This is a genomic window from Bacillus sp. FJAT-18017 (assembly GCF_001278805.1).
Lineage (GTDB): Bacteria > Bacillota > Bacilli > Bacillales > Cytobacillaceae > Bacillus_D.
In genome coordinates, this window is the sequence record NZ_CP012602.1 from 2,555,338 (window position 1) to 2,577,635 (window position 22,298).

Annotated in this window: 25 protein-coding genes and 1 tRNA gene; 6 read left to right on the forward strand and 20 right to left on the reverse strand. The window is 42.2% G+C overall.

Features of this window, described 5'->3' with window-relative positions; all coding sequences use genetic code 11:
• Positions 1-31: 31 nt before the first annotated feature.
• Positions 32-1,186 (reverse strand): acyl-CoA dehydrogenase family protein, encoded by a 1,155-nt coding sequence (locus AM500_RS11885; protein WP_053599394.1) that lies wholly within the window; start codon positions 1,184-1,186, stop codon positions 32-34.
• 57 nt (positions 1,187-1,243) lie between these two features.
• A complete protein-coding gene (locus AM500_RS11890; RefSeq protein WP_082347215.1) occupies positions 1,244-1,903 on the reverse strand; it encodes an exonuclease domain-containing protein in 660 nt (219 codons plus the stop codon).
• Positions 1,904-2,079: 176 nt separating this feature from the next.
• On the opposite strand from AM500_RS11890, the gene AM500_RS11895 reads away from it, so the two are divergent.
• Entirely contained in the window at positions 2,080-2,490 is a 411-nt protein-coding gene (locus tag AM500_RS11895; RefSeq protein ID WP_053601709.1) for a pyridoxamine 5'-phosphate oxidase family protein, read from the forward strand.
• Between the two features lie 253 nt (positions 2,491-2,743).
• Entirely contained in the window at positions 2,744-3,532 is a 789-nt protein-coding gene (locus AM500_RS11900) for a TIGR00266 family protein (protein ID WP_053599395.1), read from the forward strand.
• A gap of 468 nt (positions 3,533-4,000) precedes the next feature.
• On the opposite strand, the gene AM500_RS11905 is transcribed toward AM500_RS11900, so the two are convergent.
• Positions 4,001-5,200, reverse strand: a complete 1,200-nt coding sequence (locus AM500_RS11905) for a serine-tRNA(Ala) deacylase AlaX (protein ID WP_053599396.1) — start codon at positions 5,198-5,200, stop codon at positions 4,001-4,003.
• A 391-nt stretch (positions 5,201-5,591) separates the two neighbouring features.
• Positions 5,592-5,741, reverse strand: coding sequence for a hypothetical protein (locus AM500_RS25470; protein ID WP_155922230.1), 150 nt, complete (start codon positions 5,739-5,741; stop codon positions 5,592-5,594).
• Positions 5,742-5,892: 151 nt separating this feature from the next.
• Between AM500_RS25470 and AM500_RS11910 the strand changes: the two genes are divergently transcribed.
• Positions 5,893-6,552 (forward strand): FMN-dependent NADH-azoreductase, encoded by a 660-nt coding sequence (locus AM500_RS11910; RefSeq protein WP_053599397.1) that lies wholly within the window; start codon positions 5,893-5,895, stop codon positions 6,550-6,552.
• Positions 6,553-6,654: 102 nt separating this feature from the next.
• On the opposite strand, the gene AM500_RS11915 is transcribed toward AM500_RS11910, so the two are convergent.
• A complete protein-coding gene (locus tag AM500_RS11915) occupies positions 6,655-7,803 on the reverse strand; it encodes a cation:proton antiporter (protein WP_053599398.1) in 1,149 nt (382 codons plus the stop codon).
• 107 nt (positions 7,804-7,910) lie between these two features.
• Complete coding sequence (locus AM500_RS11920) at positions 7,911-8,795, reverse strand: YitT family protein (RefSeq protein ID WP_053599399.1); 885 nt, start codon at positions 8,793-8,795, stop codon at positions 7,911-7,913.
• A 224-nt stretch (positions 8,796-9,019) separates the two neighbouring features.
• Here AM500_RS11920 and AM500_RS25830 point away from each other — a divergent pair, with 224 nt between their 5' ends.
• Positions 9,020-9,160 (forward strand): hypothetical protein, encoded by a 141-nt coding sequence (locus AM500_RS25830; protein WP_197028388.1) that lies wholly within the window; start codon positions 9,020-9,022, stop codon positions 9,158-9,160.
• A gap of 200 nt (positions 9,161-9,360) precedes the next feature.
• Here AM500_RS25830 and AM500_RS11925 read toward each other — a convergent pair whose 3' ends face one another.
• The 12 genes from AM500_RS11925 to AM500_RS11980 form a co-directional block, all read right to left on the reverse strand.
• Entirely contained in the window at positions 9,361-9,762 is a 402-nt protein-coding gene (locus AM500_RS11925; protein WP_053599400.1) for a YuzC family spore coat inner layer protein, read from the reverse strand.
• A 157-nt stretch (positions 9,763-9,919) separates the two neighbouring features.
• Positions 9,920-9,993, reverse strand: a tRNA-Arg gene (locus tag AM500_RS11930).
• A 369-nt stretch (positions 9,994-10,362) separates the two neighbouring features.
• On the reverse strand, positions 10,363-11,466 hold the full coding sequence (locus AM500_RS11935) for an AI-2E family transporter (protein ID WP_053599401.1): 1,104 nt from the start codon (positions 11,464-11,466) through the stop codon (positions 10,363-10,365).
• Positions 11,467-11,584: 118 nt separating this feature from the next.
• A complete protein-coding gene (locus AM500_RS11940; RefSeq protein WP_053599402.1) occupies positions 11,585-12,673 on the reverse strand; it encodes a metallophosphoesterase in 1,089 nt (362 codons plus the stop codon).
• A gap of 103 nt (positions 12,674-12,776) precedes the next feature.
• Positions 12,777-13,418 carry a TetR/AcrR family transcriptional regulator gene (locus tag AM500_RS11945; RefSeq protein ID WP_053599403.1) on the reverse strand — a complete coding sequence of 214 codons (642 nt, stop codon included), beginning with the start codon at positions 13,416-13,418 and terminating at the stop codon, positions 12,777-12,779.
• The gene (locus AM500_RS11950; RefSeq protein WP_053599404.1) at positions 13,415-13,879 is read right to left on the reverse strand and encodes a CBS domain-containing protein; all 465 of its coding nucleotides are present in this window, start codon (positions 13,877-13,879) and stop codon (positions 13,415-13,417) included. The genes AM500_RS11945 and AM500_RS11950 overlap by 4 nt, the downstream gene beginning before the upstream one ends.
• A 94-nt stretch (positions 13,880-13,973) precedes the next feature.
• Positions 13,974-14,888, reverse strand: a complete 915-nt coding sequence (locus AM500_RS11955) for an oxidoreductase (RefSeq protein ID WP_053599405.1) — start codon at positions 14,886-14,888, stop codon at positions 13,974-13,976.
• A 95-nt stretch (positions 14,889-14,983) separates the two neighbouring features.
• Positions 14,984-15,316, reverse strand: coding sequence for a DUF3817 domain-containing protein (locus tag AM500_RS11960; protein WP_053599406.1), 333 nt, complete (start codon positions 15,314-15,316; stop codon positions 14,984-14,986).
• An 89-nt stretch (positions 15,317-15,405) separates the two neighbouring features.
• Positions 15,406-16,392, reverse strand: a complete 987-nt coding sequence (locus AM500_RS11965) for a DMT family transporter (RefSeq protein WP_053599407.1) — start codon at positions 16,390-16,392, stop codon at positions 15,406-15,408.
• 11 nt (positions 16,393-16,403) lie between these two features.
• Positions 16,404-16,646, reverse strand: a complete 243-nt coding sequence (locus tag AM500_RS11970; protein ID WP_053599408.1) for a DUF2164 domain-containing protein — start codon at positions 16,644-16,646, stop codon at positions 16,404-16,406.
• Positions 16,647-16,962: 316 nt separating this feature from the next.
• Positions 16,963-17,775: a YitT family protein gene (locus tag AM500_RS11975; protein WP_053599409.1), complete on the reverse strand. Its 813-nt coding sequence runs from the start codon at positions 17,773-17,775 to the stop codon at positions 16,963-16,965.
• 254 nt (positions 17,776-18,029) lie between these two features.
• Positions 18,030-18,761, reverse strand: coding sequence for a ZIP family metal transporter (locus AM500_RS11980; RefSeq protein ID WP_053599410.1), 732 nt, complete (start codon positions 18,759-18,761; stop codon positions 18,030-18,032).
• 291 nt (positions 18,762-19,052) lie between these two features.
• Between AM500_RS11980 and AM500_RS11985 the strand changes: the two genes are divergently transcribed.
• Both AM500_RS11985 and AM500_RS11990 read left to right on the forward strand, forming a co-directional pair.
• On the forward strand, positions 19,053-19,283 hold the full coding sequence (locus tag AM500_RS11985) for a hypothetical protein (protein WP_053599411.1): 231 nt from the start codon (positions 19,053-19,055) through the stop codon (positions 19,281-19,283).
• A gap of 299 nt (positions 19,284-19,582) precedes the next feature.
• Entirely contained in the window at positions 19,583-19,717 is a 135-nt protein-coding gene (locus tag AM500_RS11990) for a BA3454 family stress response protein (protein ID WP_043932126.1), read from the forward strand.
• A 105-nt stretch (positions 19,718-19,822) separates the two neighbouring features.
• Here AM500_RS11990 and AM500_RS11995 read toward each other — a convergent pair whose 3' ends face one another.
• A complete protein-coding gene (locus tag AM500_RS11995) occupies positions 19,823-20,506 on the reverse strand; it encodes a hypothetical protein (RefSeq protein WP_053599412.1) in 684 nt (227 codons plus the stop codon).
• A 197-nt stretch (positions 20,507-20,703) separates the two neighbouring features.
• Positions 20,704-21,639, reverse strand: coding sequence for an NAD(P)H-dependent flavin oxidoreductase (locus AM500_RS12000; RefSeq protein WP_197282701.1), 936 nt, complete (start codon positions 21,637-21,639; stop codon positions 20,704-20,706).
• Between the last annotated feature and the right edge of the window lie 659 nt (positions 21,640-22,298).

Genomic DNA, 22,298 nt, shown 5'->3' on the forward strand with positions numbered 1-22,298 from the left:
TTGTCAAAGATAGGAGCATTTATCCGAGAGACTAGCTGCCTTTTGAGTTCAATGCAGATGCAGCAAGCACCTGTATCGTCATATCATCCATCGGTGGGTTGTGCAGCCCAGCCCTGACATCCCGGTAGTATCTTTGCAGCGGGTTAGATTGTGACAAGCTGCTCGCCCCGACAACACGCATAGCGAGATCGACAATTTTCTGTGCTGTATTAACGACGGACATCTTGGCTGCATTCAGTTCAGGGAGCATGCCACTCCTAGTCTCTTCATTAGACTCATCCCATTTCCTTGCCACACTATATAGGAAATGCCTTGACTGCATAAGCAGAAGTTCCATTTCGCCAATTCGCTGCCTTACTGTTGGAATTTCACTTATCGTTCCATTGATGCTATTCGGTGAATAACTCTTTGCAAACGAAATAGCATATGTCTGGGCTGCTGAAGCAATTCCTAAATAGCAAGCAGGGATATGAAGAAGCCAGCCGTTGGGAGCTTTATTGCCCGAAGCTGTTTCTACTAGTTGTTCATCATTCACTTCTACATCCTGAAGCACAAGGTCATGGCTGCCTGTGCCTCTCATTGAAATGCTGTCCCATGTTTCTTCAATCGAAACACCTGGAGTATTCATTGGAACAAGAAATGTTCCGGCCTCATCTCTTCCCTCCAGGCTTGCGGAAACAAGTACAAAATCCAGTACAGGTGACAGGGTGGTAAAGATTTTTCTTCCGGTCAGCCGCCACACCTCGCCGGTTTTTACTGCCACCGTCTGTGGTTTGCCGCCGCGGGTCGGGCTTCCTGTTGATTTCTCGGATGCAGCACTATTTATAAGTGAACCGTGTTTTAAGGTGTGTTCACATACCTTGCGGAAAACTTCTTCCTTCCATGGCCTTTTTTCAGAAAGATTCTTAATGATACCCATATGCCAGCCAACGGCTAAAGCTGTCGAGCCATCGCCTTCAGCAAGAATTTCCTGAAGCTGAATCAGTTCCAATAAAGAGATATCCATTCCGCCATATTCCTTAGGAACAGTTAGGGTTGTATATCCAGTTTCCATGAGAATATTAAAATTCTCAAAAGGAAATTTTCCTTGTTTGTCGACTTCATCTGCACGCTCATGAAATAGTCTTGCAAGTTGTTCCGCAAGCACTCGCCTTCCTTCAGGTGAGTTGGTTGTTCGAAAGTCCATCAGAGTCACTCCAATTACTTTGAAAAATAATGACGATATGTAAATACTCCAACCATTCTAATTACCCCAGGTGTTGGTAGAGGATGTCCTCCTGTTAGTTGAACGCCAATTCCGATAACCTGACTTTGATGCTGCGGGTTCATATTTTCGCATAGGTTTTTTCGATAAAACTTCCTTTAAGTAAGGATAACCATCCAGATTTGGCTCCTTCAACAATGCCATTAGCTGAACAATATCATCCATGGCTCTGTGAGACTGAGACCCTGAGATTCCATGGGCTTTTAAAAGTGACAGAAGGCTGCCGCTCTGGAAGCCATACTTCTTCCACGGGATATTCCGCATCGTGCAGTACCATTTCAGCTCGTTAACTTCAGGGTACATATGATACAAAAAGCTTCGGTCAAATGTTGCATTATGAGCTAAAATTGTATCGGAATGCCCTAACAGCTTCATAACCTTTTCATCATCAAAAACCTTTCCCTTAACATCGGCAAACGGTATGCCATGTACCCTGAATGCGCCGGGATAATTCCTAATCGCTGATTGTGACAGAGGCTCCCGAAGGAATTCAGCTTCTTCTAGGATATCGACAATTTCCCCAGTTTCGTCGTCATAGGAAAACAAAATCATACCAAGTTCAATAATTTCATCGCTTCCCGGCTTCAGACCTGTTGTTTCAGTATCAGCAAGCAATCCAGTTCTGATTTTTCTATTCATAGCGCTTCTCCTCTATGTTCATTCGTAAGATTCTTTATACAACTATCCTACCATAATACCCTTTCAACAGCTTTATATCACATATATTCGGTTTTGTTTTTAATGATATAGGGATACTATATGAGAACCAATAAAGGAGGCGGATTTTTTTGAGTGAAACATTGAAGCAAAGGATTATGTCCATTTTGGATAGCCAAAAAACCGGAACACTTGCGACTGTTAGGAACGGGAAACCTTATTCTCGTTATATGGATTTTTACCACGAAGGGCTTACACTCTACTGTGCATCAAACCGGGATACCCATAAGGTAGGAGACCTTGAGGAAAATCCGTATGTTCATATCCTGCTTGGATATCAGGGAAAGGGCCTGAAGGATAGTTTCGTTGAAATTGAAGGTAAGGTAATCATTCATGATTCGGAAGAAATGAAACAAAAGCTTTGGAATTCTGATTTTGAAGGCTGGTTTAAGGGTCCTGATGATCCAGACTACGTCATTTTAAAAATTACCCCCGAGCAGTTCAGGCTAATGAACACGGAAAGTGGAAAGCCAGAAGTGTACTCAGTTGAAGATTCGGACCTGGAATAGAGAACCTAGCAAGATGCTAGGTGTTTAGCAGGAATTCTGAGTTTTTTGGCACACTTTTTGCGTTTTATGAAGAATTTCTGACTTTTATGATACACTTTCTTCGTTTTATCAAGAATTTTTGGGTTTTATGCACACTCTTTGAGATTTATAAAGGTTGGGATTTTACTCCCCAAAAGGTGGACAAAATAAGGAAAATCCGTTTATTTTGAAGTATACTTGATTGGAGGGAAATTTTGTTTGAGGAGGAAAAACGATGAATAATCATGAAATTGACTACAAAATTTATGGGGATGACATGCAGTTTGTTGAAGTTGAGCTAGATCCAAATGAAACGGTAATTGCTGAAGCTGGCGGCTTGATGATGATGGAAGAAGGCATCTCGATGGAAACCATTTTTGGCGATGGCTCGGGGGGCGGCGGTGGCTTTATGGGCAAACTCTTCTCTGCAGGCAAACGAGTTCTTACCGGAGAAAGCCTGTTCATGACTACCTTCACTAATTCAGGTACAGGCAAGCGCCACGTATCGTTCGCATCACCCTATCCAGGAAAGATCATCCCTATGGACCTAAGCGAGCTGGGTGGCAGAATCATTTGCCAAAAGGATTCGTTTCTTGCTGCAGCTAAAGGTGTAACGGTCGGCATTGAATTCCAGCGTAAAATCGGGGCCGGCTTCTTCGGTGGCGAGGGCTTTATCATGCAAAAGCTTGAAGGTGACGGAATGGCGTTTGTCCATGCAGGCGGAACCATACATAAAAAAGAACTCCAGGCTGGGGAAGTTTTGAGAGTTGACACTGGCTGCCTTGTCGCAATGACGAGCAGTGTCGATTATAACATTGAAATGGTTAAGGGAGTCAAGACTGCATTGTTCGGCGGGGAGGGTCTCTTCTTTGCTACATTAAGGGGACCAGGCACAGTCTGGATTCAGTCGCTTCCGTTCAGCAGGCTTGCCAGCAGAGTGTTTGCTGCGATGCCGGCTGGCGGCGGTACGAAAGATGAAGGAAGCATTGCGCGCGGACTTTTCAATATGTTTGATGGGGATTAATCCTGAAATTGGGTATTGTTTTCCCTGCTGATCCATGTTAAGATGATTTAGCGATGAGCTGAATTGTGTAAGTCGGGAACACTCCCTTTTGGGAACATGCGATGTGGCGCATGGTTACCCGCCTCAATACGCAGAAAGGCGCCTATCCTCGGATAGGCGCCTTTCTTTTTTTACTTTTGGCTCTGTTAGTATTCATTGTTGATTTTTGTTAAGGTATGAGAATTTATTAGGGGGAGAATTTCCGGCTATTGTACCCACGGGCACCTTAAGAGACAGAAATAAGCGTATAAATTCCCCTTAACTTCTTAAAATAAGTCAAAAACCAATGATTCTGGTTTGATAAGTGGAAAAACTCCCCTTATTTTAAGGGAAATATGGGTATTTCCCGATTTAACCGGAAACTCTCCCCTTTTTTTTCAAACAGAGTGAAATCATCATTCAACTATAACAGAGCCTTTCTTTTAAAAGCTACCTGGAAAGCCATATTTCCAGAACCTTTTCTTGAAGATCTTCTGCACTAATAACTGCCTGGCCGCCGCCCTGGGCAAACAGCTCATTTCCGCCACCCTTGCCGTTTACTAGCGGAAGTACCCCTGATAAAAGCTCCTTTATATTACCTGCAGCAATTACCCCCTTCGCGCAAACGATCTGAATCTTTCCATCAGTTTCGGAAATAAGCACCGCTACGCTATCTTCCTTTTCCGATACAATAGCCCGTCCTAATCTTTGCAGTTCCTGAATGGTCCTGCCGGTATACAACGCAGTTAGAGGTTTTTCGGTATCCGTATGCTTGGATAATAACTCACGGGCTTCAAACCCAATAAGCATATCCTTTGTATCAGTTAGCTCTTTTTCAAGCTGTGTCTTTGTCTGAAGGAGCTTCAATACAGCGGATTCCATATTTTCCTGCGGAGCATTCAAAAGTGGCGAAAGCCTTTCCAAGACCTTTTGTTTCTTATCAAAATGGCTGTATGCCCTTTTTCCGGCAGCAAAACTGACGCGGACTTTTTTCTTCTCCTTCTCGATTCCCAAAACTTTTATCATGCCTACCTCATTCGTGGTAGCAGGATGAGTTCCGCCACAGCCATTGTAGTCATAATCAGGGATGATTACGAGCCGGATATTGTCTTCTACTGAAAGTGCCTTCCTGAGTGGAAGTGCAGCAGCTTCCTCAGGTGTTACCCATCTAGTCTCAATTTGGCGATTTTCCATGACAATCCTGTTCGAAAGTTCCTCAGCGTCATGGATGTGGGTTTCTTGGAGGACATTGGTATCCAGATCAATTGTCGACTCTTCCCGTCCTAGATGGAAGCTGACTGTTTTAAATCGAAACAAGTTATCAAATGCCGCCGATAAGATATGCTGGGCTGCGTGTTGCTGCATGTGGTCAAATCGCCTTTCCCAGTCAATTTTCCCTTCAACGTTTGCGTCACTTAAAGAAAGAGGTCTTTCAAGATAATGGCGGATTTCCCCATCCATTTCCACTACATTTACAACTTTTACCCCATTTAGTGTTCCTGTGTCAAAGGGCTGTCCGCCACCTTCTGGATAAAACGCGGTTTCTTTTAAAATCGCATACCATTGACCGGTCTCGTCCTGCTTCTCTTCCACGAGCTCTGTGTTGAAGGTTTGCAAATATTGATCTTGATAATATAGCTTCTCAGCCATCTACAGTCACCTCTATGTATTTGCCAGAATCCAGTCATCCTTTTAAATTGCCAGTTGTCCTATAAGCTCGCTTTACACCTCTACTTGGCCGTTGTAAAGGGGTTCATTCCTTCACACCGATTGTTAACAACCTTTAGGCACATGCTGGCTATGACGATTCTCCGCTCTTTTTCTTACCATATTAACACAAACCGTCTTCGACTGTTTAGCCTAAGAACAGCAGCTGGTCAACGCCCGTTCAGTAAATGTTCCAGTATGTGCAAAGTATACGTTTTATGAACATAGTTCTCCTTGAGTTAAAACTTTAAATATAAATTTTTGGGAACCAGAATGGATAAAAGCATTAAAAAGATAAAGTTAGCCCCCCGGTTTTTCCCGAGGGGCTAAAGTATTATTTCCTCAAATTTTCCTGGTCTTTCATATGGTGCTGCTGATCAGGGATTCTTCCATTCGAGTTCTTAGCCTCTGGGTTAATTGATCCCTTTTGAAATTCTCTTTCTGTTTCAATCAAACTTTTTTTGTCAGGTGTTTTTTTATCCATTTTAACATCCCTCCTATTTTCCTTTTCCCCTCATTTTAGGTAGTAAACAAGTTTTAAAGTGTACTATTATTCACCATTTGTTCACTCCTGAACATAGTTTATTTCTTTATAATGAGAAGGAGGATAACAATTTTAGATTGGATGGATGAGTATGGCGAAATTATTATATATTACTGCAAATCCCAAGGGCATTGAAAAATCAAAAGGTTTAAAGATCGGCGAGGCATTCCTCGAAACATTTTCTGTGGAAAGCCCTGATACGAAAGTCCGGAGAATTGATCTTTTTGACTTTGATATGGCCTGGATGGATGCTGAATTAGTATCCGCGCGCGGGAAGCTAGCTGGCTATGGCTATAAAATGGAAGAACTCGAAGACGGCGAGCGTGCTAAAATTCAAAAAATGCATGCACTTGCTAATGAGTTTGTACAATATGATTACTATGTCTTTGTTACACCTTTATGGAACTTGAGCTCTCCTGCTGTTTTAAAAAATTTCATTGATAACCTGTTCATCTCCGGAAAAACTTTTATGCATACTCCAAATGGGCCAAAGGGTTTATTAAATGGAAAAACGGCAATCCACATACAAACAAGAGGCGGAATTTACACAGGAACTCCAATGGAAGAGCTTGAATCGGGAGATCGATATTTAAAAATCGCACTCCGCTTCCTGGGCATTGATTTAATGGATTCTGTAATCACTGAAGGCTTTGATGTATTCCCGAAAAAATGGCCGGAAATGATTGAAGACGCCCAAAACCGCGCCCGTATTGCCGCGAAGAAAATGGCTGCAGGTGCAGTCACTATATAACTAAAGTAAGCCATTCCTTAAGCGTTAAGGAATGGCTTTTGAATTAGGGATAGATCATATCATGAGAGACCTAAGCGAAAATAGAGTCATCTGGATTAGAAATTAGGCCCCCCTCCCGCCCCTGAATTTTGAAAAAATAAACGTATTCAGTTTCGGTGCCACCTGGAAAAGAAGAGTTCCGATTAGAGCGATAAGGAGAATATAAATTCCTGCAAAAATCTTTAGCGATCCGGTTGCGATACCGGCCATAATGACAGAGAACTCACCTCTCTGTGTGAGCGAAAGCCCAGCTTTCATTGCCTCCCGCTTCGTCAGGCCATACCACCGTCCGCCAAAATATCCTACTGCTATTTTGTGAATCAACGACCAGAAAATGAGCACAATGAGTAAACCAAGGAATGGGATATCTGGGGTTAATTCGATATGCATTCCGAAGTTCAGAAAGAAAAATGGGAGGAAGATATTCCTGACTGGCAATGCAAGTCTTGTTATCTTTTCTTTCATTCCAACATCCGACATCATCATTCCTGCCAGAAATGCACCAATTACCTCAGAAAGTCCGAGCGTGATTGCGATCCCTCCGTATGTCAAAGCGATGCCGACGACAAGAACGATAAACGAATCATCGTGTTTAATAGATTCGAGAAGATGCTCAATTTTTTTGAAAAATACTTTGCTAAAGAAAATAGCCACGCTAGCCAACAGGACAATTTTTATAAAAATCATCACAAAATCCATTGCCGTAAAGCCTTCTCCCTGGAGGCCAATCAAGACCGTCAGAAGAATAGGTGCAATTAAATCTTCAAAAATAAGAACCAAAAGAATAAATTCAGATTCATTATGGTCGGATCGGTTCTTGTCTTCAATCAACTTAGCCGTTATTGAAGATGACGTAGCATAAACGATTCCCCCAACCAGCAAACTATCTACCCAGCTAAGGCCGAACATTATCGAAATTCCCATGGTAACCAAAATGCCAAGAAACACATCGAGTAAACCAGCTTTCCACACCTTCTTGCTATTAGCCGCCAGCCTTCCAATCGAAAACTTCATTCCAAGTAAAAAGAATAAAAGGACAAGGCCGATTTCCCCAGCTATTTTAATGACCTGTTCATCTCCAAAAAAAGGGGAAAGCCCGATTCCTAATAGAATAAACAATAAGATATCGGGAATTTTGAACATTTTTAAACCAATAATGCCAACACTGAACAAAATGAGCAGAAATAAGCCAATTGCCAGGGGTAAATTCATTGCAGCACACCTTTTTAAGTGAGTTTTGTTCTTCCCTCTACCCATTTTTCCCCAGCCTCATGCCACGTAAAAAACAAAAAAGCTCGCCGGATTTGGCGAGCTTTGCATTAATGAATATCCTTTTTCTTAAAGCGCCCGCCTCTGACTTCCGAAATGTCGGCAAGTGCAAGGAACGCTTTCTCGTCATAACCCGCAACAATATCTTTTAACTTCGCTTCTTCAAGCCGTGTAATGACACAAAAAATAACCTTCTTGCTGTTGCCGGAGAAAGCCCCTTCCCCTTCTATATACGTTACTCCACGTCCAAGGCGGCTTAGGATCGCATCTCCAATTTCCTGATAACTATCACTTATGATCCACGCAGAACGGGATTCTTCCAGTCCTTCAACGACTACATCTATTGATTTGAATGCAATAACATAAGCAAGGATTGAATACATGGCACGGTCCCAGCTAAAGACGAAGCCGGCTGCGCCCAGGATAAAAACATTGAAAAGCATAATGATTTCCCCAACAGAAAAAGGAGTCTTCTTGGTAATGAGGATTGCAAGGATTTCAGTTCCATCCAATGCTCCGCCGTACCTTATTACAAGGCCGACACCAATTCCCAATACCATGCCGCCAAATACTGTGGCAAGCAGAATATCATCCGTAAATGCTGGTACGGGGTGAAAGAGGGATGTAAATATGGAAAGGACCGCGATGCCAAATAGCGTGGATATGGCGAAGGTTTTTCCTATCTGTTTGTACCCTAAATAAAAGAATGGAATATTGAGGATAAATATAAAAATTCCGAGGCCGATGCCTGTTAAATGAGACAGCATGATGGAAATGCCGACTATCCCACCATCTATTACATTATTTGGGACGAGAAAAATTTCCAGCCCCACTGCCATAAGGACTGCCCCCACAAAGATCGCTACAGCCCGCTTGAGAATTTGCGTCTTTGGGAGGCGTTTGTGCTCGAATTTTGTTTGTACCAATTCTGCCATCCATGTACCTCCTATTTTATGTCTCTATACCCATTATACCGTAGAAATCTACCCAATTCCTTGAAAAATTGCTATTTTCTTAATTTTTTTTGCCAAGTGGAGAAACAAATTTACGTAAGTTCCCGTCTCTTTTGCAGAATCCTTTCAGCGTAAATTAAAGGTTTAGAATTAAGTAAATGGGTCATAACAATAAGTGTAGGTATTTCATTAAAGGAGGCGGGAGCATGGAGACCCAAAAGCAAGTTAGGTACTGCGAGAACTGCCAGCAGGAAACAGAGCATCTTGCCCTCGAAGACGCACTTGAAATTGAATACCACTGCGCCGTTTGTGGCCAGAACACTGAAGTATATAAAAACTATTTCTAAACAAAATGAATGAAGATTTGAAATGAAAAACGCTGCTAACCTTATGGTTGGCAGCGTTTTTTGCGATTACAGATAGTTTTCCAATTGCTGATGTTTAGAAATTATAATTCTTTTGCCTGCTGAGGACACTTTTATATCCCGCATGTCTCCGACAAGATACTTAAGGAAAGCTTCGCAAAAATTTCACACGACAGGAAAGATTACCATCCTAAAGCAATAAGCAAATCGCAACAACCGCCTTCGGGACCAGAATTATCTAAGACAATCCTGATTCCCGTTGGTGTATAAGTAGTTTCAGCTTTAATAGTTATACCTGTTGAACGAATTAACTGATTTACTCTATTTTTATCAGATTTCTGGGCAGCTGTCATAAGCATTTTTGTAAAGTTTGAATCAGTGGCCATCTTATTTATAAGGATATTTGCCTGATTCATAAGTTCCTGAAATTTGCGCAGTGATACATTAAGTTGAGATATATTCACATCCGGAAATTGCCTTTGTGGTGGTGCATGCCATGGATAATTATAATAAGTAAAGTCGACAGGTGATGGGCCATGTGATTGATAATATCCATGGCTGCAATTGTTGGGATAATAAAACAAAGAACCTCCTCCTCCCATTCTTGAATCATACTGTATATCCTATGCAATCAAGATAGGCAAAGTTTCTGGATGATTAATTAACAATCATTATTCATATACGAAAAAACACTGATATCAGCCTACCGTTTGGTAAGTTGATATCAGTGCTATTGGTTAGCGTCCCGAAGAGGATTCGAACCTCCGACCTACAGTTTAGGAAACTGTTGCTCTATCCTGCTGAGCTATCGGGACAAGTATATAAAATTATTAGGTTGTATGACACATATCTTGTTTGCGTTATCCCGTCCTGGCCTCAGGAAGTTAAACAAGATGTAATTCGGCCAGTACGCTGAAGCCTCATCAAGGAAGCATATTCGAGCGTGCTGAGCTATCGGGACAAGTATAAAGTGAAACTATTTTTCAGCGTTTTGGCCGAACCGCTTCTTGAGTCGGGATAAGGCAATCATAATACGCACTTTATTTTGAAAAACATGCCCGGAAAAAGATATTCAACTTAATCACCATTGTTATGGCACAAAAATAATTATAACGGGTTACGGCGAAAAGGTCAAACGAATTTGGAAAGTTTTTTAGAAAAAATTTTAATGTGGATCGGGGCGCTTAGGCCCCGTCCACGGTTATATTGGTCCTCTTTCTTGCTTTGAGGAATTTAACCAAATTTAAAACAATTGTTTTTGTAACAGCGTACGTTGGAACTGCGAGTACCATTCCAAGCACCCCTGCAAGGTTTCCGGCTGCCAGTAAAATGATAATGATCGTTGCCGGGTGTGTATCAAGACTCCGTCCGAGAATCATTGGCGATAGTAAGTTCCCTTCGATCTGTTGGGCAACTAGAATGACAACTACTGTGAGCAAGGCTAGCATAGGAGATTGGAACAATGCAACCAGGACTGCTGGCGCCCCTCCTATTATTGGGCCCACATATGGAATGATGTTTGTAAACGCAACAATCAGTGCCATTACTAGTGCAAATGGCAAGTCGATAATCAGATAACCGATGAATGTCAGGGTGCCGACAGCCAAGGCGACCATTACCTGGCCTTGTATATAGGCTGATAAAGTTTCGCCCGTTTCCTTGAGCATCTTTAAGCCTTCATCCCGGTAATCTGCAGGAATAAATTTGGAGACAGCTACAGGGAATTTCTTGCCATCCTTTAACATGTAGAATAATAAGAATGGGACAGTAACAAAAATAACAGCCACATTTGTTATGACGCCGAGAAATCCTATAATTCCGCCAGTAAGTTTATTCGGCAAGGTGTTAGCATAATCCATTAAGCCGTTCTTGACTTTTTCGATCATATCAGACTGTTCTTCCCTGAAATTCTTGAACTCCGATGATTTCACCACATCGTCAAAGAAGTCCATCGTCATATTCGCATATCGAGGCACCTCATTGGCAAGGTCTGAAACCTGCTTTGAAACTGCTGGTACAAGGTTGCCTATTGCCAGTACCATCAAGCCGGCAAACGCCAAGTAAATGATCAGGATTGCCAAAACTCGTTTCACTTTATGCCGTTCAAGGAAGTTCACAACGGGGTTTAAAAGGAAATAAAGGAAACCCGTTATCAAGATTGGAAAGAAAATGGTTGAAAAAAAGATCCCTACAGGTTGGAATAGGAATGAAAGTTTTGTCGATACAAAGATGATAGTTAAAATAAGTAAAATTTGAACAAGCCAATACTGAAGTTTTGATTTGGACAACGTATGTACCCCTAATCTCAATTTATTATGTTGGTAAAAGTATATCAAACTGAAAGAGAAATAGAAAATGTTTAATCTAAAAAAAGGAGCTGCCCCAGTGGTCAGCTCCTTTCTCGTATCATTTAAAATTCACATCAATAACAACTGCCTCCGAACGGGTTCCAATTCTAAGCGGTGGTCCCCATGTACCAAACCCGGAAGAAACAATCGAGGAAAGGTTTCCTTTTTTCAAAAAGCCATAGTCGTTTTCGTAAATGCGGTCTGTTATGAATTGTGCGGGTGCAACCTGTCCGCGGTGAGTATGCCCGGAAAGCAGCAAATCAATCCCTGCTTGTTCTGCTTCATCAAGTGCGATCGGCTGATGGTCCATTAGAATAACTGGAAGTGACAAGTCTGTCCCGCCAAAGAATTCAGTAAGTGAAGCTCTTGTAGGGTCTGTTGGATCCTTCCGTCCAGCAATCGTCAATTGATTCTGAACTGTCAGCACTTCATCCTCCAGGACCCTTATCCCGGCCTTCTCCATTTCCTTGACGATCTCCTCCTTATCCCCGCCATAATAATCATGATTACCGAGAACTGCATACACACCGAGAGGAGCGTTTAATTTTTTTAAACTTTTACCCATATCTTCTTCCATAAAAGGTTCGATGTAGTCATCAATCAAATCACCTGGAATCATAATGATATCCGGTTTTACTTTTTCAGAAATGGAGATAAACCGCTCAAGGTGGTTCACCCCTACAATTGAGCCGAGATGAAAATCTGAAGCCATCAATATTTTTACGTGGTCGCTTTCAGATTGTTTATTTATATCAACATGATAATTTCGGATAACTGGGTTCCAGGCATTGAAAGTTCCGTATGTGAATATTACAACATAAAAAATCAGCACACCACTCCCAATCCACTTAAGGCCTCTTTTCTTATTTATAAAATGAATAAGGTTGAGGATTGGCAATAGCAAAAGGCTGTACCCTATAATAACCATCCAATATCCGCCAATCATATTCAGAAGCGGAATCGGAATGAATCTGCCAGCTAACATTGAAATCGAGAGGAACGTAATCAATGCAAAATAAACATACTTAAACTTGGCAAGGCGCGGGAATCTCCTTAACCAGGCCCAGCCGTTATAACCTATATAGAAGCAAATCAGGCCGTATACAAGTATGGCGGCCAGAATTGCAAGAACTGTAGTGAAATTCATGTAAGTCTATTTCCTTTTCAAATGTCAGATTTGTAGTGAATGACAACATAGAATGGATGTCTTTCAAAATTAAGATTAATACGTCAATCGAATGTCATTCATACTATAGTTTGCTGCACCCGCTTGAAGGTGGTGCAACAAGCCGGTAAATCACCTGTGCAAAAGCCCTGTAATCCCTATTGCCGCCATTCACTGTATCGGCATGTTCAACCAACAATAAAATTGATGAAGCAACTATTTCGGGATCCAGGTCACTCCATGAACCCCCGTTCTGTCTGGCAAGTAAAATCCCGTCAAGTATCCGAAAGTAAAGTTGTTTACGGGCTTTTTTTACTAATTCGGCAAGTTCCTCATCATGGAGGAGCAATTCAGGCAGCACGTGGTAAACGCCGACCTTTTCCATTTGCTCAAAATGGGTAGATAAGTTTTTTGCCAAATAGTCCACAGGATCCACTTTGCTCCAGTCTGGCTCAGGCGGAAGAAATTTGTCAATTCTATCTTCGAGCAGCGAAAGCAGAAGCTGGCGCTTGTCGTGAAAATAGCGATAGAAGGTCCCTGTAGCAACACCGGCTACTGAAGCAATTTCCTTGATCGAAGTCTGCTCATAGCCGTTTTCGTAAAAAAGCTTACGGCCGCTCGCCAGTAACGCATCCCGTTTGGCACGGGCTCTTTCCTGTTTTGGAAGGTACGGAAAGTCACCGATCAGCCTGTCTTTTTCGGAAATGATATCTTTCTTTGCTGTCATTGTGCCTTAAGAATAGTTGCCTGGATTTTGCGGATAACGTCTCCGCGGCTTATAACACCGACAACTTTGTTTTCACTGTCGACAACGGGAAGCTTCTTGAAATGGTGCTTGGCCAGCAGCTTGACTGCAATATCCATTTCATCATCAGGTGAAACTGTTAACAGATGTTTCGTTTTCGAAATTGATATGATATTGGCGCTTGCTGTATCTTCAATCCTTTTTTTAACATTCACTTCATCAACAAAATCCAAATACATGATAAAATTGTATATTTGGCGGTCAATTGGCTGGATAGCCCTTAAAATATCGCCATCGGTTACCATGCCCAACAGCTTTTTGTCTTCGCCGCATACCGGGACACCACCGATCTTCTTTTCAACAAATAATGTCATGACCTCCGCCAGAGTCATCTCGGGAGTTACGGAAATCACATTCTGAATCATAAATTCTTTTACTTTCATGGCACTTGCACCGGCTTTCTAAAAAAGATGAATTCAGGTTCAAGTATTTCAATTTTGCCGCTAAAAGTCAAACCGTGTCGACAAGAGTCCGAAGTTATTTGAAATTGTAGGTAACACCGGTCACTCCTTCAGACAAATCCCATAATTTTCGGGTAGTCTCTTTTTGAAAAAGAGAATCAATGATATCTTCCTTTTTCGGATAGCCTTTACGGCCCTTCTTCCCATCCGGCCCAATGTACTCGCCGCCGTCCAAAGATGGTTCAGTCGCGGCATAAAGTGTTGGGAGTGCTCCCATCTCGGCTGTTTGCAGGAGGTAGTTGGAGATAAATACTACTAGCTTATTCGCCGGCTTTCCGGAGTTGCGTGAAGAAAGATTCGTGTTTGATATACCAGGATGGCAGACAAAGCTTTTCGCATCGACCCCATTTTCCAAAAAGCGGTTGTTCAGTTCCCTTCCAAACAGCATATTCGAAAGCTTGCTCTGGCCATAAAACTTGTAGGGCTTGTAACCTTTCGAACCGTCAAGGTTGTCAAAGTCGATTGAAGCTTTGTGGGCAGCGAGGCTGCTGATAGTGACGACCCTCGAACCAGACGTGGTTTTCAGCTTGTCCAAAAGCAGTCCAGTCAGTGCAAAGTGGCCTAAATGATTGCTTCCAAACTGTGCTTCAAATCCGTCCTTCGTTTTGGATAGCGGTGGCATCATAATCCCGGCATTATTAATCAGGATGTCGAGCTTTGGATAGGCGGCTTTAAATTCCTCAGCGAACTGTCTGACGGAAGCAAGGTCGCTTAAATCTAATTTCATTTGCCGGATTGTTGCGGCAGGATGTACAGACTTGATTTTTTTGATAGCTGCTTCGCCTTTTTCAAGGTTTCGGACTGCTAGGATGACTTCAGCACCTTTTTCCGCAAGTCCTTTGGCTGCTTCAAAACCGATTCCGCTGTTCCCGCCTGTAATAATCACGGTTTTTCCTGATTGGTCAGGGATGTTTTTTTTGGTCCAATTCATGGCGCCCACTTCCTTATTCTTTTTCTTTTAGTATAAAGAATCACTTGCTGATAGCACAGCAAGTGGCTTCATTTTTAAAAATAAGAAAAGCCCCTTTACAGGAGCTTGAAATTTGATTGAAGTTCTGTTGTTTTACCTGGGTCTTCCCTTTTAAGTTTTCCTTCAAGCCAAAACATACCGAATGGAATGAATGAAGAAATGAACGCAGCGGCAGCAAATTTGATGCTCCATTTGCGGTCCATCCAGGCTAGGAATAGGAGGAAGATGAACAGAACGAATAATGCCCCGTGAACCGAACCTGAAATACGGACGTAAAGTGGGAGATCCGCGATATATTTTAGGGGCATGGCAATAAATAAGAGAAACAAGTATGAAAGTCCTTCCAGGAATGCTATGACACGAAAGCGGCCGATGTGGGTTTTAAGCATGAAACCGTCCTCACTTTAACTAGAATTGTCCCTATCCTATCATATGAGCACTATTATCAACAGTATTATGGTGGAAATTTAATGAATATTTAAGAATTATTTGAAACGTTTTTGCCATGACGATGAGTTGAAGCAATTTTTCTTTTGGGTAAGACTTTTGCTGAAGCCAGGCTATGCAGGGTCATTCCAATAATTACAAGGAAAATTCCTGCAGTGGACAGTGTTGACGGGAACGGCGCTGCAAGGAACATGATTTCCCCCGCCAATGCGAACAGAATTTCAACTGACTGTGTGGCTTCTACCGCGGCCAGTTTCTTCATATTTCCCCTGACCAGGTCTGTAGCCATAAAGAAAAGGATGGTCGCAATTACACCAGAAGTTATCGCAACTGCAGCCGATTGAGCAATCTGCCCTCTTGAAGGAAGCTCTTGTGTAAGCATTCCAAAGATTGAAAGAATAAACCAAAACGGCAGACTTGCCAGTGTCATACCGAGTACGCGCTGGTAGGTATCAATCCTGCCTCCGGTCTTCTCCATCATCTTCCTGTTCCCAAGCGGATAGGCAAATGAGGCAATGATAACGGGAATGATCCCCATCAACATATCAGTGCGTGAGAGCCCCTCGGCGTGCTCAAACTGCATTAGGGCAATTCCGATTAGAATAATGACAGACATGGACAGTCCTTTAAAGGGAATCTTTCCTCTCATAGTCTTCCCTTCTATTGTTTCAAAAAAAAGCGGCGCCAGCAAAGAGCCAGAAATGATTGTTACCGACCATGTCCCCGCAATCAGCCATCCAGGCGAATAAGCGGCAGCAAGGCAAATCGGAGCATAAAAAAGCCCAAAACCTACCGTGCTCCATACGAGCCAGGAAAACGGATGTCTGCGCATTTCATTTAAAAGAGGCCGGAGATTTTTCCTGGCCGCTACGAGCACCACTAAAAACGGGACCATAAAGAAATAACGAAGCGAGGCACTCCAAATCCAGTGGCCTCCCGACAAGTCCATTGAACGGTTCAAAATGAAGGTAAACGCAAAAAAGAATGCTGAGGCAATTCCAAGTACAATAGGTTTCATTCTTGTCCCACCTACTTAACAGGTCTCTCTAGCGAATATAAATCCTCTTCCAGCTGCAGCATTCTTTCCATTGCGGTTTTTCGCGATTGGTTTACTCCCTCATTGAAGTAGTGAGGTCCCAATTTCTCCTTGAAAAACTCCAGAAGCTGCTCGGCCTCTAAGTTGCCTATCTCCTCTTCTCGCTCTTTTGTAAAGAAGCGCTGAATTTCATAAATAAGCTGGTCCTTCTGATCCTTTGAAAATTTCACTAGCATAGTTATTTCTCCTTTATATCTTTAATTGAGTTTTGAAGGTGGGAACAGCCGGTAAAAGAGGCTTGCCGTCCTTCTTTTGGCTTATGAAGGTGGGAACAGCCTGAAAAAAGAGTGCGTACCGTCCTTCATTCGGTTTATGAAGTGGGAACAGCCTCAAACAAGTGTGCTTACCCACGGCCAGTACGAGCCGGCAAACAGTTTCCACTATCAGCTAACAAATTTCACATTATGTATTTCAGTTTATTCTCCACGGATGATTAAAACCCTTTTTTTATAAAAATAAAGCCGGTACCTTTATGGGGGTACCGGCTTTGGTTCACGTGGTGGGTCTATGGAATAGCCCAACAACTTCGACTGTTTTTGTAATATTCACGAAGGCATGCGGGTCAACTTGTTTTATCAGTGATTTTACTTCGGCTAATTCATATCGGGTAATGACCGTCATCAGGATATTCCGCTGCTGACTTGAATACCCTCCCATAGCATCGAGGACAGTGAGGCCTCTGTATACATTCTCCACGAGCTGCTCCCTCATTTCGTCTCCCTTTGTGGTTATGATCATTAAGGTAAGCTTCACATGGTGAGTGTAGACACCATCAATGACTTTCCCAGTTACGAAAATCGAAACAAGCGTATTTAGAGCTGTGTCCCAGTTGAATAAAAAACCGCTAAAAGCGATGATAACACCATTCATTGCTGATAAAAGTGTCCCAATTGGGAAGTCCTTTTTTCGGGAAACAAGCATGGCAATGATATCGAGGCCGCCGGAAGAGGCAGATTCTCGCAAGATCAGTCCAATTCCGAGTCCAGCCAAAGCACCGCCAAATATCGAGGACAAAATGGTATTGTGGGCAAATTCATATACAGGTATAACAGATAGTCCTAAAGAAATGATTACAACCGAAACCATTGTGTTAGTAATGAACTTTCTGCCCAATTTCTTATAGCCAAGAACAAGCAGGGGAAAATTCAGCAGAAAATTGGCAAGCCCTGTGTCGATCGGGGTAAGCATCCCAAAAATCATCGAAATTCCACTCAAGCCGCTTGATAGCACTTCATGAGGGATCAAAAACAAATTAAACGCAGCTGCAATGATTATGGATCCGATTGCGATAGCAAGTAGCTGCATTAAGAACTCCCCCTAACCGAAAACATTCTTTTTCTACAATAACAGCTTGGGGGTATCGAAGTAAATTTGATAGTTTATTTCTACAATTGAAACAACTGAGGTGTGTTCTCCGCGTTAAACATGCCACCACTAAACGATTTGAGCTGCTAGAAGTTAACTCCCTCTTTTCGCGGATAACTTTTACCCGAATCAATCGGATTTTTACTAATTAGTTGGAATAAAAAACAAAACACAGCCGAATTTTGCAGCTGTGTTTATCCGAGGTTTTCAACCATAAATAGCATAAGAATTAGACCGATAATAAATGAGTATGTTGGAAAACGCACACTCTCCCCTTCCTGGCTTTCAGGGATAAGCTCTTTGTAAATAATGAACAGCATTGCGCCTGCCGCTATACTGAGGCCAAACGGGACAATACCATCAATCTTTGAAGCGAGGCCGTATCCAATCAGCGAGGATAGAAATTCGACGAGACCTGTGCCTGTAGCGATTAATAATGCCCACCACTTAGATATTTTTTCTTTTATTAAATAAAGTGCGACGAGAAATCCTTCAGGGGCGTTTTGAAGCCCTATTGCAAAAGCAATCAAACCTCCGAGTGAAGCATTATCGGAACCGTAACTTACACCAACAGATAGGCCTTCTGGAATGTTATGGACTGTCATTGCACAGAGCACCACGAATGTGCTTTTTGAAATGGTGATATTCAAACGAGAGTTGTCGAAGTCCAGCTTACAGAAAAATTGGTCAAGCAAGTTCAATAAGAAGGTTCCTGCAAGCAGGCCGAACCCCAAAATCCATAGGTTAGAGGCTTTCAGTGCTTCCGGGATCAAACTGAAGGCTGAAGCGGCCAGCATAATGCCTGAAGCAAGTGCCAGCAAATTGTACCTGAATTTGTTTGAGATTCCTTTTACAAATAGAATCGGCAAAGCTCCGACACCCGTCGCCAATGCCGAGATAAGACTGCCAATATATACACTTTCCATATAATCCTCCAACAGATGACTTGAGATACATTCGATATTTTGTACCCAACTGCAGAAGGATTTAATCCCTGGAAAATTATTCTTCCATTAATGAACGGTTATTAACTTCTCCGCATCAAATTGTACCCGAAATCCACTTTCAAGGACATTTCAGGCATCCCCGATATCAAATCGTACTCGAGTTTAAATAATAATTTTATTCAGGAATTTTGTAAAAAAGAGCAGGATTTTACGGTATTTTGACGAAAGGTAAGGGTAGAGAGAAAAAGACAATGTTAGGGGGATAAAGGAATGGATAAGGTTACGCATATTTCATTTATTCTTTACCACTCATCAGAGGATCCTGACGTACGGTCGAAAGCACTTGATTTATTAAATGGAGAAACGTCTTTGCATGAAATGCGGAAAGAGGCCGGGATGCTCCATCTCTTGGAGGCGGCCGAAGCAATCGTGAAAAGGCAAAAAGCCAATAAAGATGATATTCAGCGTTTCGTTGAGGAATATCTGCTGGTTGAAGCATAACTATAACTCCCGAATCTGGGAGTTTTTTTATTTCCTGCTGTAACCTTTACAGTAAAACTGACGACTAAAGATATAACCGGTTTTTAATAGTGTTTCTTCATGCCCAATTTGTGGTATAATTAAGGACTGGTAACTTTTGCTTGGTCTCCTTTGCCTTGACTTCAGCGGCTTTTATTTTTTAAAAAAAGCATGCATTGTTCCTGCTGTGAATACGATTTTTATATCGGCAGGTTTAGTCAGCGAAAATGCGGGAAACTAAAGTATTGTTATACCAATATAATAATGGAAGGATGGTAAATATGGTACAGGTAAATGTAAAAGTTGAGTACCTTGGCCGCAACTACTTGACGAATGTAATTGCAAATCCTCATGCAAGTGAAGAAGAAATTATGCAGCTCGCACTTGAGCAAGTCAAGAAACAGTGGGGATTATAGAATGACACTAACCCTTGGGGAAGTAAATTTACGATAGACGGAGCATTTCCGCTTTAAAAGCAGATAACGGAAATGATTCCGTCTATTTTATTTAATTAAGTTTATTTATTCAAGTTCATATCCGGTCATTGAATCCATATTGCTTGCTATCATGGCGATAATTGTGCTTGCCTCTTCTTTTGTAAAAATGAAGTTGGTTTCATCTTTCACTAGTTCATCATCTTCTGTCCAAAGTCGGTTGACACGCCGCAGGACGCCGTCACCGGTTTCTGGTACAACTCCAAATTGATATGTCACCTCTACTTCATCTTCTTTAAGGAAAGCAGTTACTTCAGGAGTTTCCCACTCCACATCGATTTCCTCATAAATTTCATCATCGGAATATGCAATAACAGTTACGTCATCATCAACAAAATCAACGGTGTCTTCGTCCAAGATATCAACATATTCATCCAGTTCGTCGTCTCCATCCATGTATTCGTGGAAGCTTTCATGGACGGCATCGATAATATTGTCAATGTCAGGCAAAATTGTCCTGGCTGGCTGCTCAAGATCTGCATCGATCGTTTCAATATAGAATTCCTCGTTGTGGGGGTCAAAGAATAACGTACAGAAATAATCGCGGCCATCGGTATCACAATCCTGCTCGGTATCAACAAAAAACTCGATTCTTGGATGCCTGGAGCCGCGTTCAACTGCCATCTGGCCGGCCTGATCATATTTTTCGCAAATTGATTCCAAGTGGTCCTGCAGTTCAGCACTGACTCGGTCAAACCATTCCATTGACATTTGCAATCTTCCCTTCTTTTGTAGTCTCGAATAGTATGCTCAAAGGTAGCAGAATGAGGACTGGCACATTTTTGTAAAAAAAAACCGAGCCTTTTAAGCCCGGTAAAAGAAGTTTGATTCCTGAAATTTTGTGAAGTTTTTCGAGTGCAATTTGAAGTGCTGCCTGACTAGAAATAATTGACCGAGTCCATGAAGAGTTAAACCGCCTGTTGGGTTACAAAATCATATTCTGCAGCAATCGTTTCAATGATTGTTTTGACCGGCAGGATTTTGTCGATTTCGCCAACCCTTGCTCCAGCGAAAACTAGGCCCATGTCGACATCACCATTCAACGATCTAAGTAGTGAATCCATCGTGCAGAATCGATAAGTACAGCTTTTTAGGCAGTCATTGCATTTCGCCACTTTGTATTTGCCGTTATCCTTGATAATATCAGCAAATGTATTCCGGATTGCTCTGCCATGTAAGCCCACAGTCGTCTTAACAAGCATTAAATCTTCCTCTTTAGCTTCAACATACTTTTGTTTAAAAGATAGCGGAGCGTCGCATTCTTCGCTTGCAACGAACCTGGTCCCCATTTGTACGCCTGAGGCCCCCATTTGAATTGCTTTGGCAATATCAGCTCCGGTTAATATTCCTCCCGCAGCGATAACCGGGATTTTAACAGCCTCGATTACTTCCGGCAAGATATCAAACATCGGCCGGTCGGTACCAAGGTGCCCGCCTGCTTCAAAGCCCTCAACAACTACCGCTGATGCCCCTAGTCGTTCGGAGAGCTTTGCCAGTTTCGGTGTTGAGACAATCGATAGAACAGGTACTCCTGCTTCTCTGCCCCAGGCATACATATCCCTGGAAATCCCAGCTCCAGAAATGATGAAATCAACTTTTTCTTCTATAGCTGTCTTCATTTTTTCAGCAAAATCTTTCACGGCGAATAAAACGTTAACCCCGATATATCCTTTACCCTCTGAAAGTTCACGTGCCTTGCGGATATGATAGCGTAATTCATCAGTTGTAATGCCTGTCCCGGATATAATGCCTATTCCGCCCGCTCGTGCAACGGCGGAAGCAAGGCCGCTCAGGGAGATTCCTACACCCATGCCTCCCTGGATAATCGGATACTCGGATTCCATATGGCCAATCTTTAATTGTGGAAGCTTCACTTTGGGTTCCTCTTTTCTTTAGCTTGATACGTTTATTGTATACCTATATGGAGAATAAATAAGTGATATTTATCACCAGGTACTAATAACTGATATAATCTTATGTGGATACGGTTGGTTGCGGAGGTGCATTTTACCAGTATAAAAACCTAGTCTATTTGTTTAGGGATGGACAATGCGAGGTATATAGATAAGGCAAGACCAAAACAAAACAGGAGGGACTGGTTCAAAATGCAATACGCACGAGAAACAGCGACTCAAAGGTTAGTGTTTGGGCTTGCAAGTGGTGAAGGGACATTTGCAGAGCTGTCGAAAGGCACGCTCGTCTATAATCGATATATTTAATATCGATACGACCCCGTGCAAATCGTTACCCTAGCTGCTTTTAGTAAGTCTACGTCCTAAACTTTTTAGGGCAAAGGGAATGGTCCTGTTTATACGGGACAGAGAAAAGGTGCAGACCAATCGGTTTGCACCTTTTTTCATTATGAATGACATTTTGATTGAAAAACGAATACGAAGTGTCATTCAGTCTGTATGAGTGACACTTCAATAGAAAAAGGAATGCCAAATGTTATTCATCGTCTGTATGAATGACACTTCAATCGAAAAAGCAATTCCAAATGTCA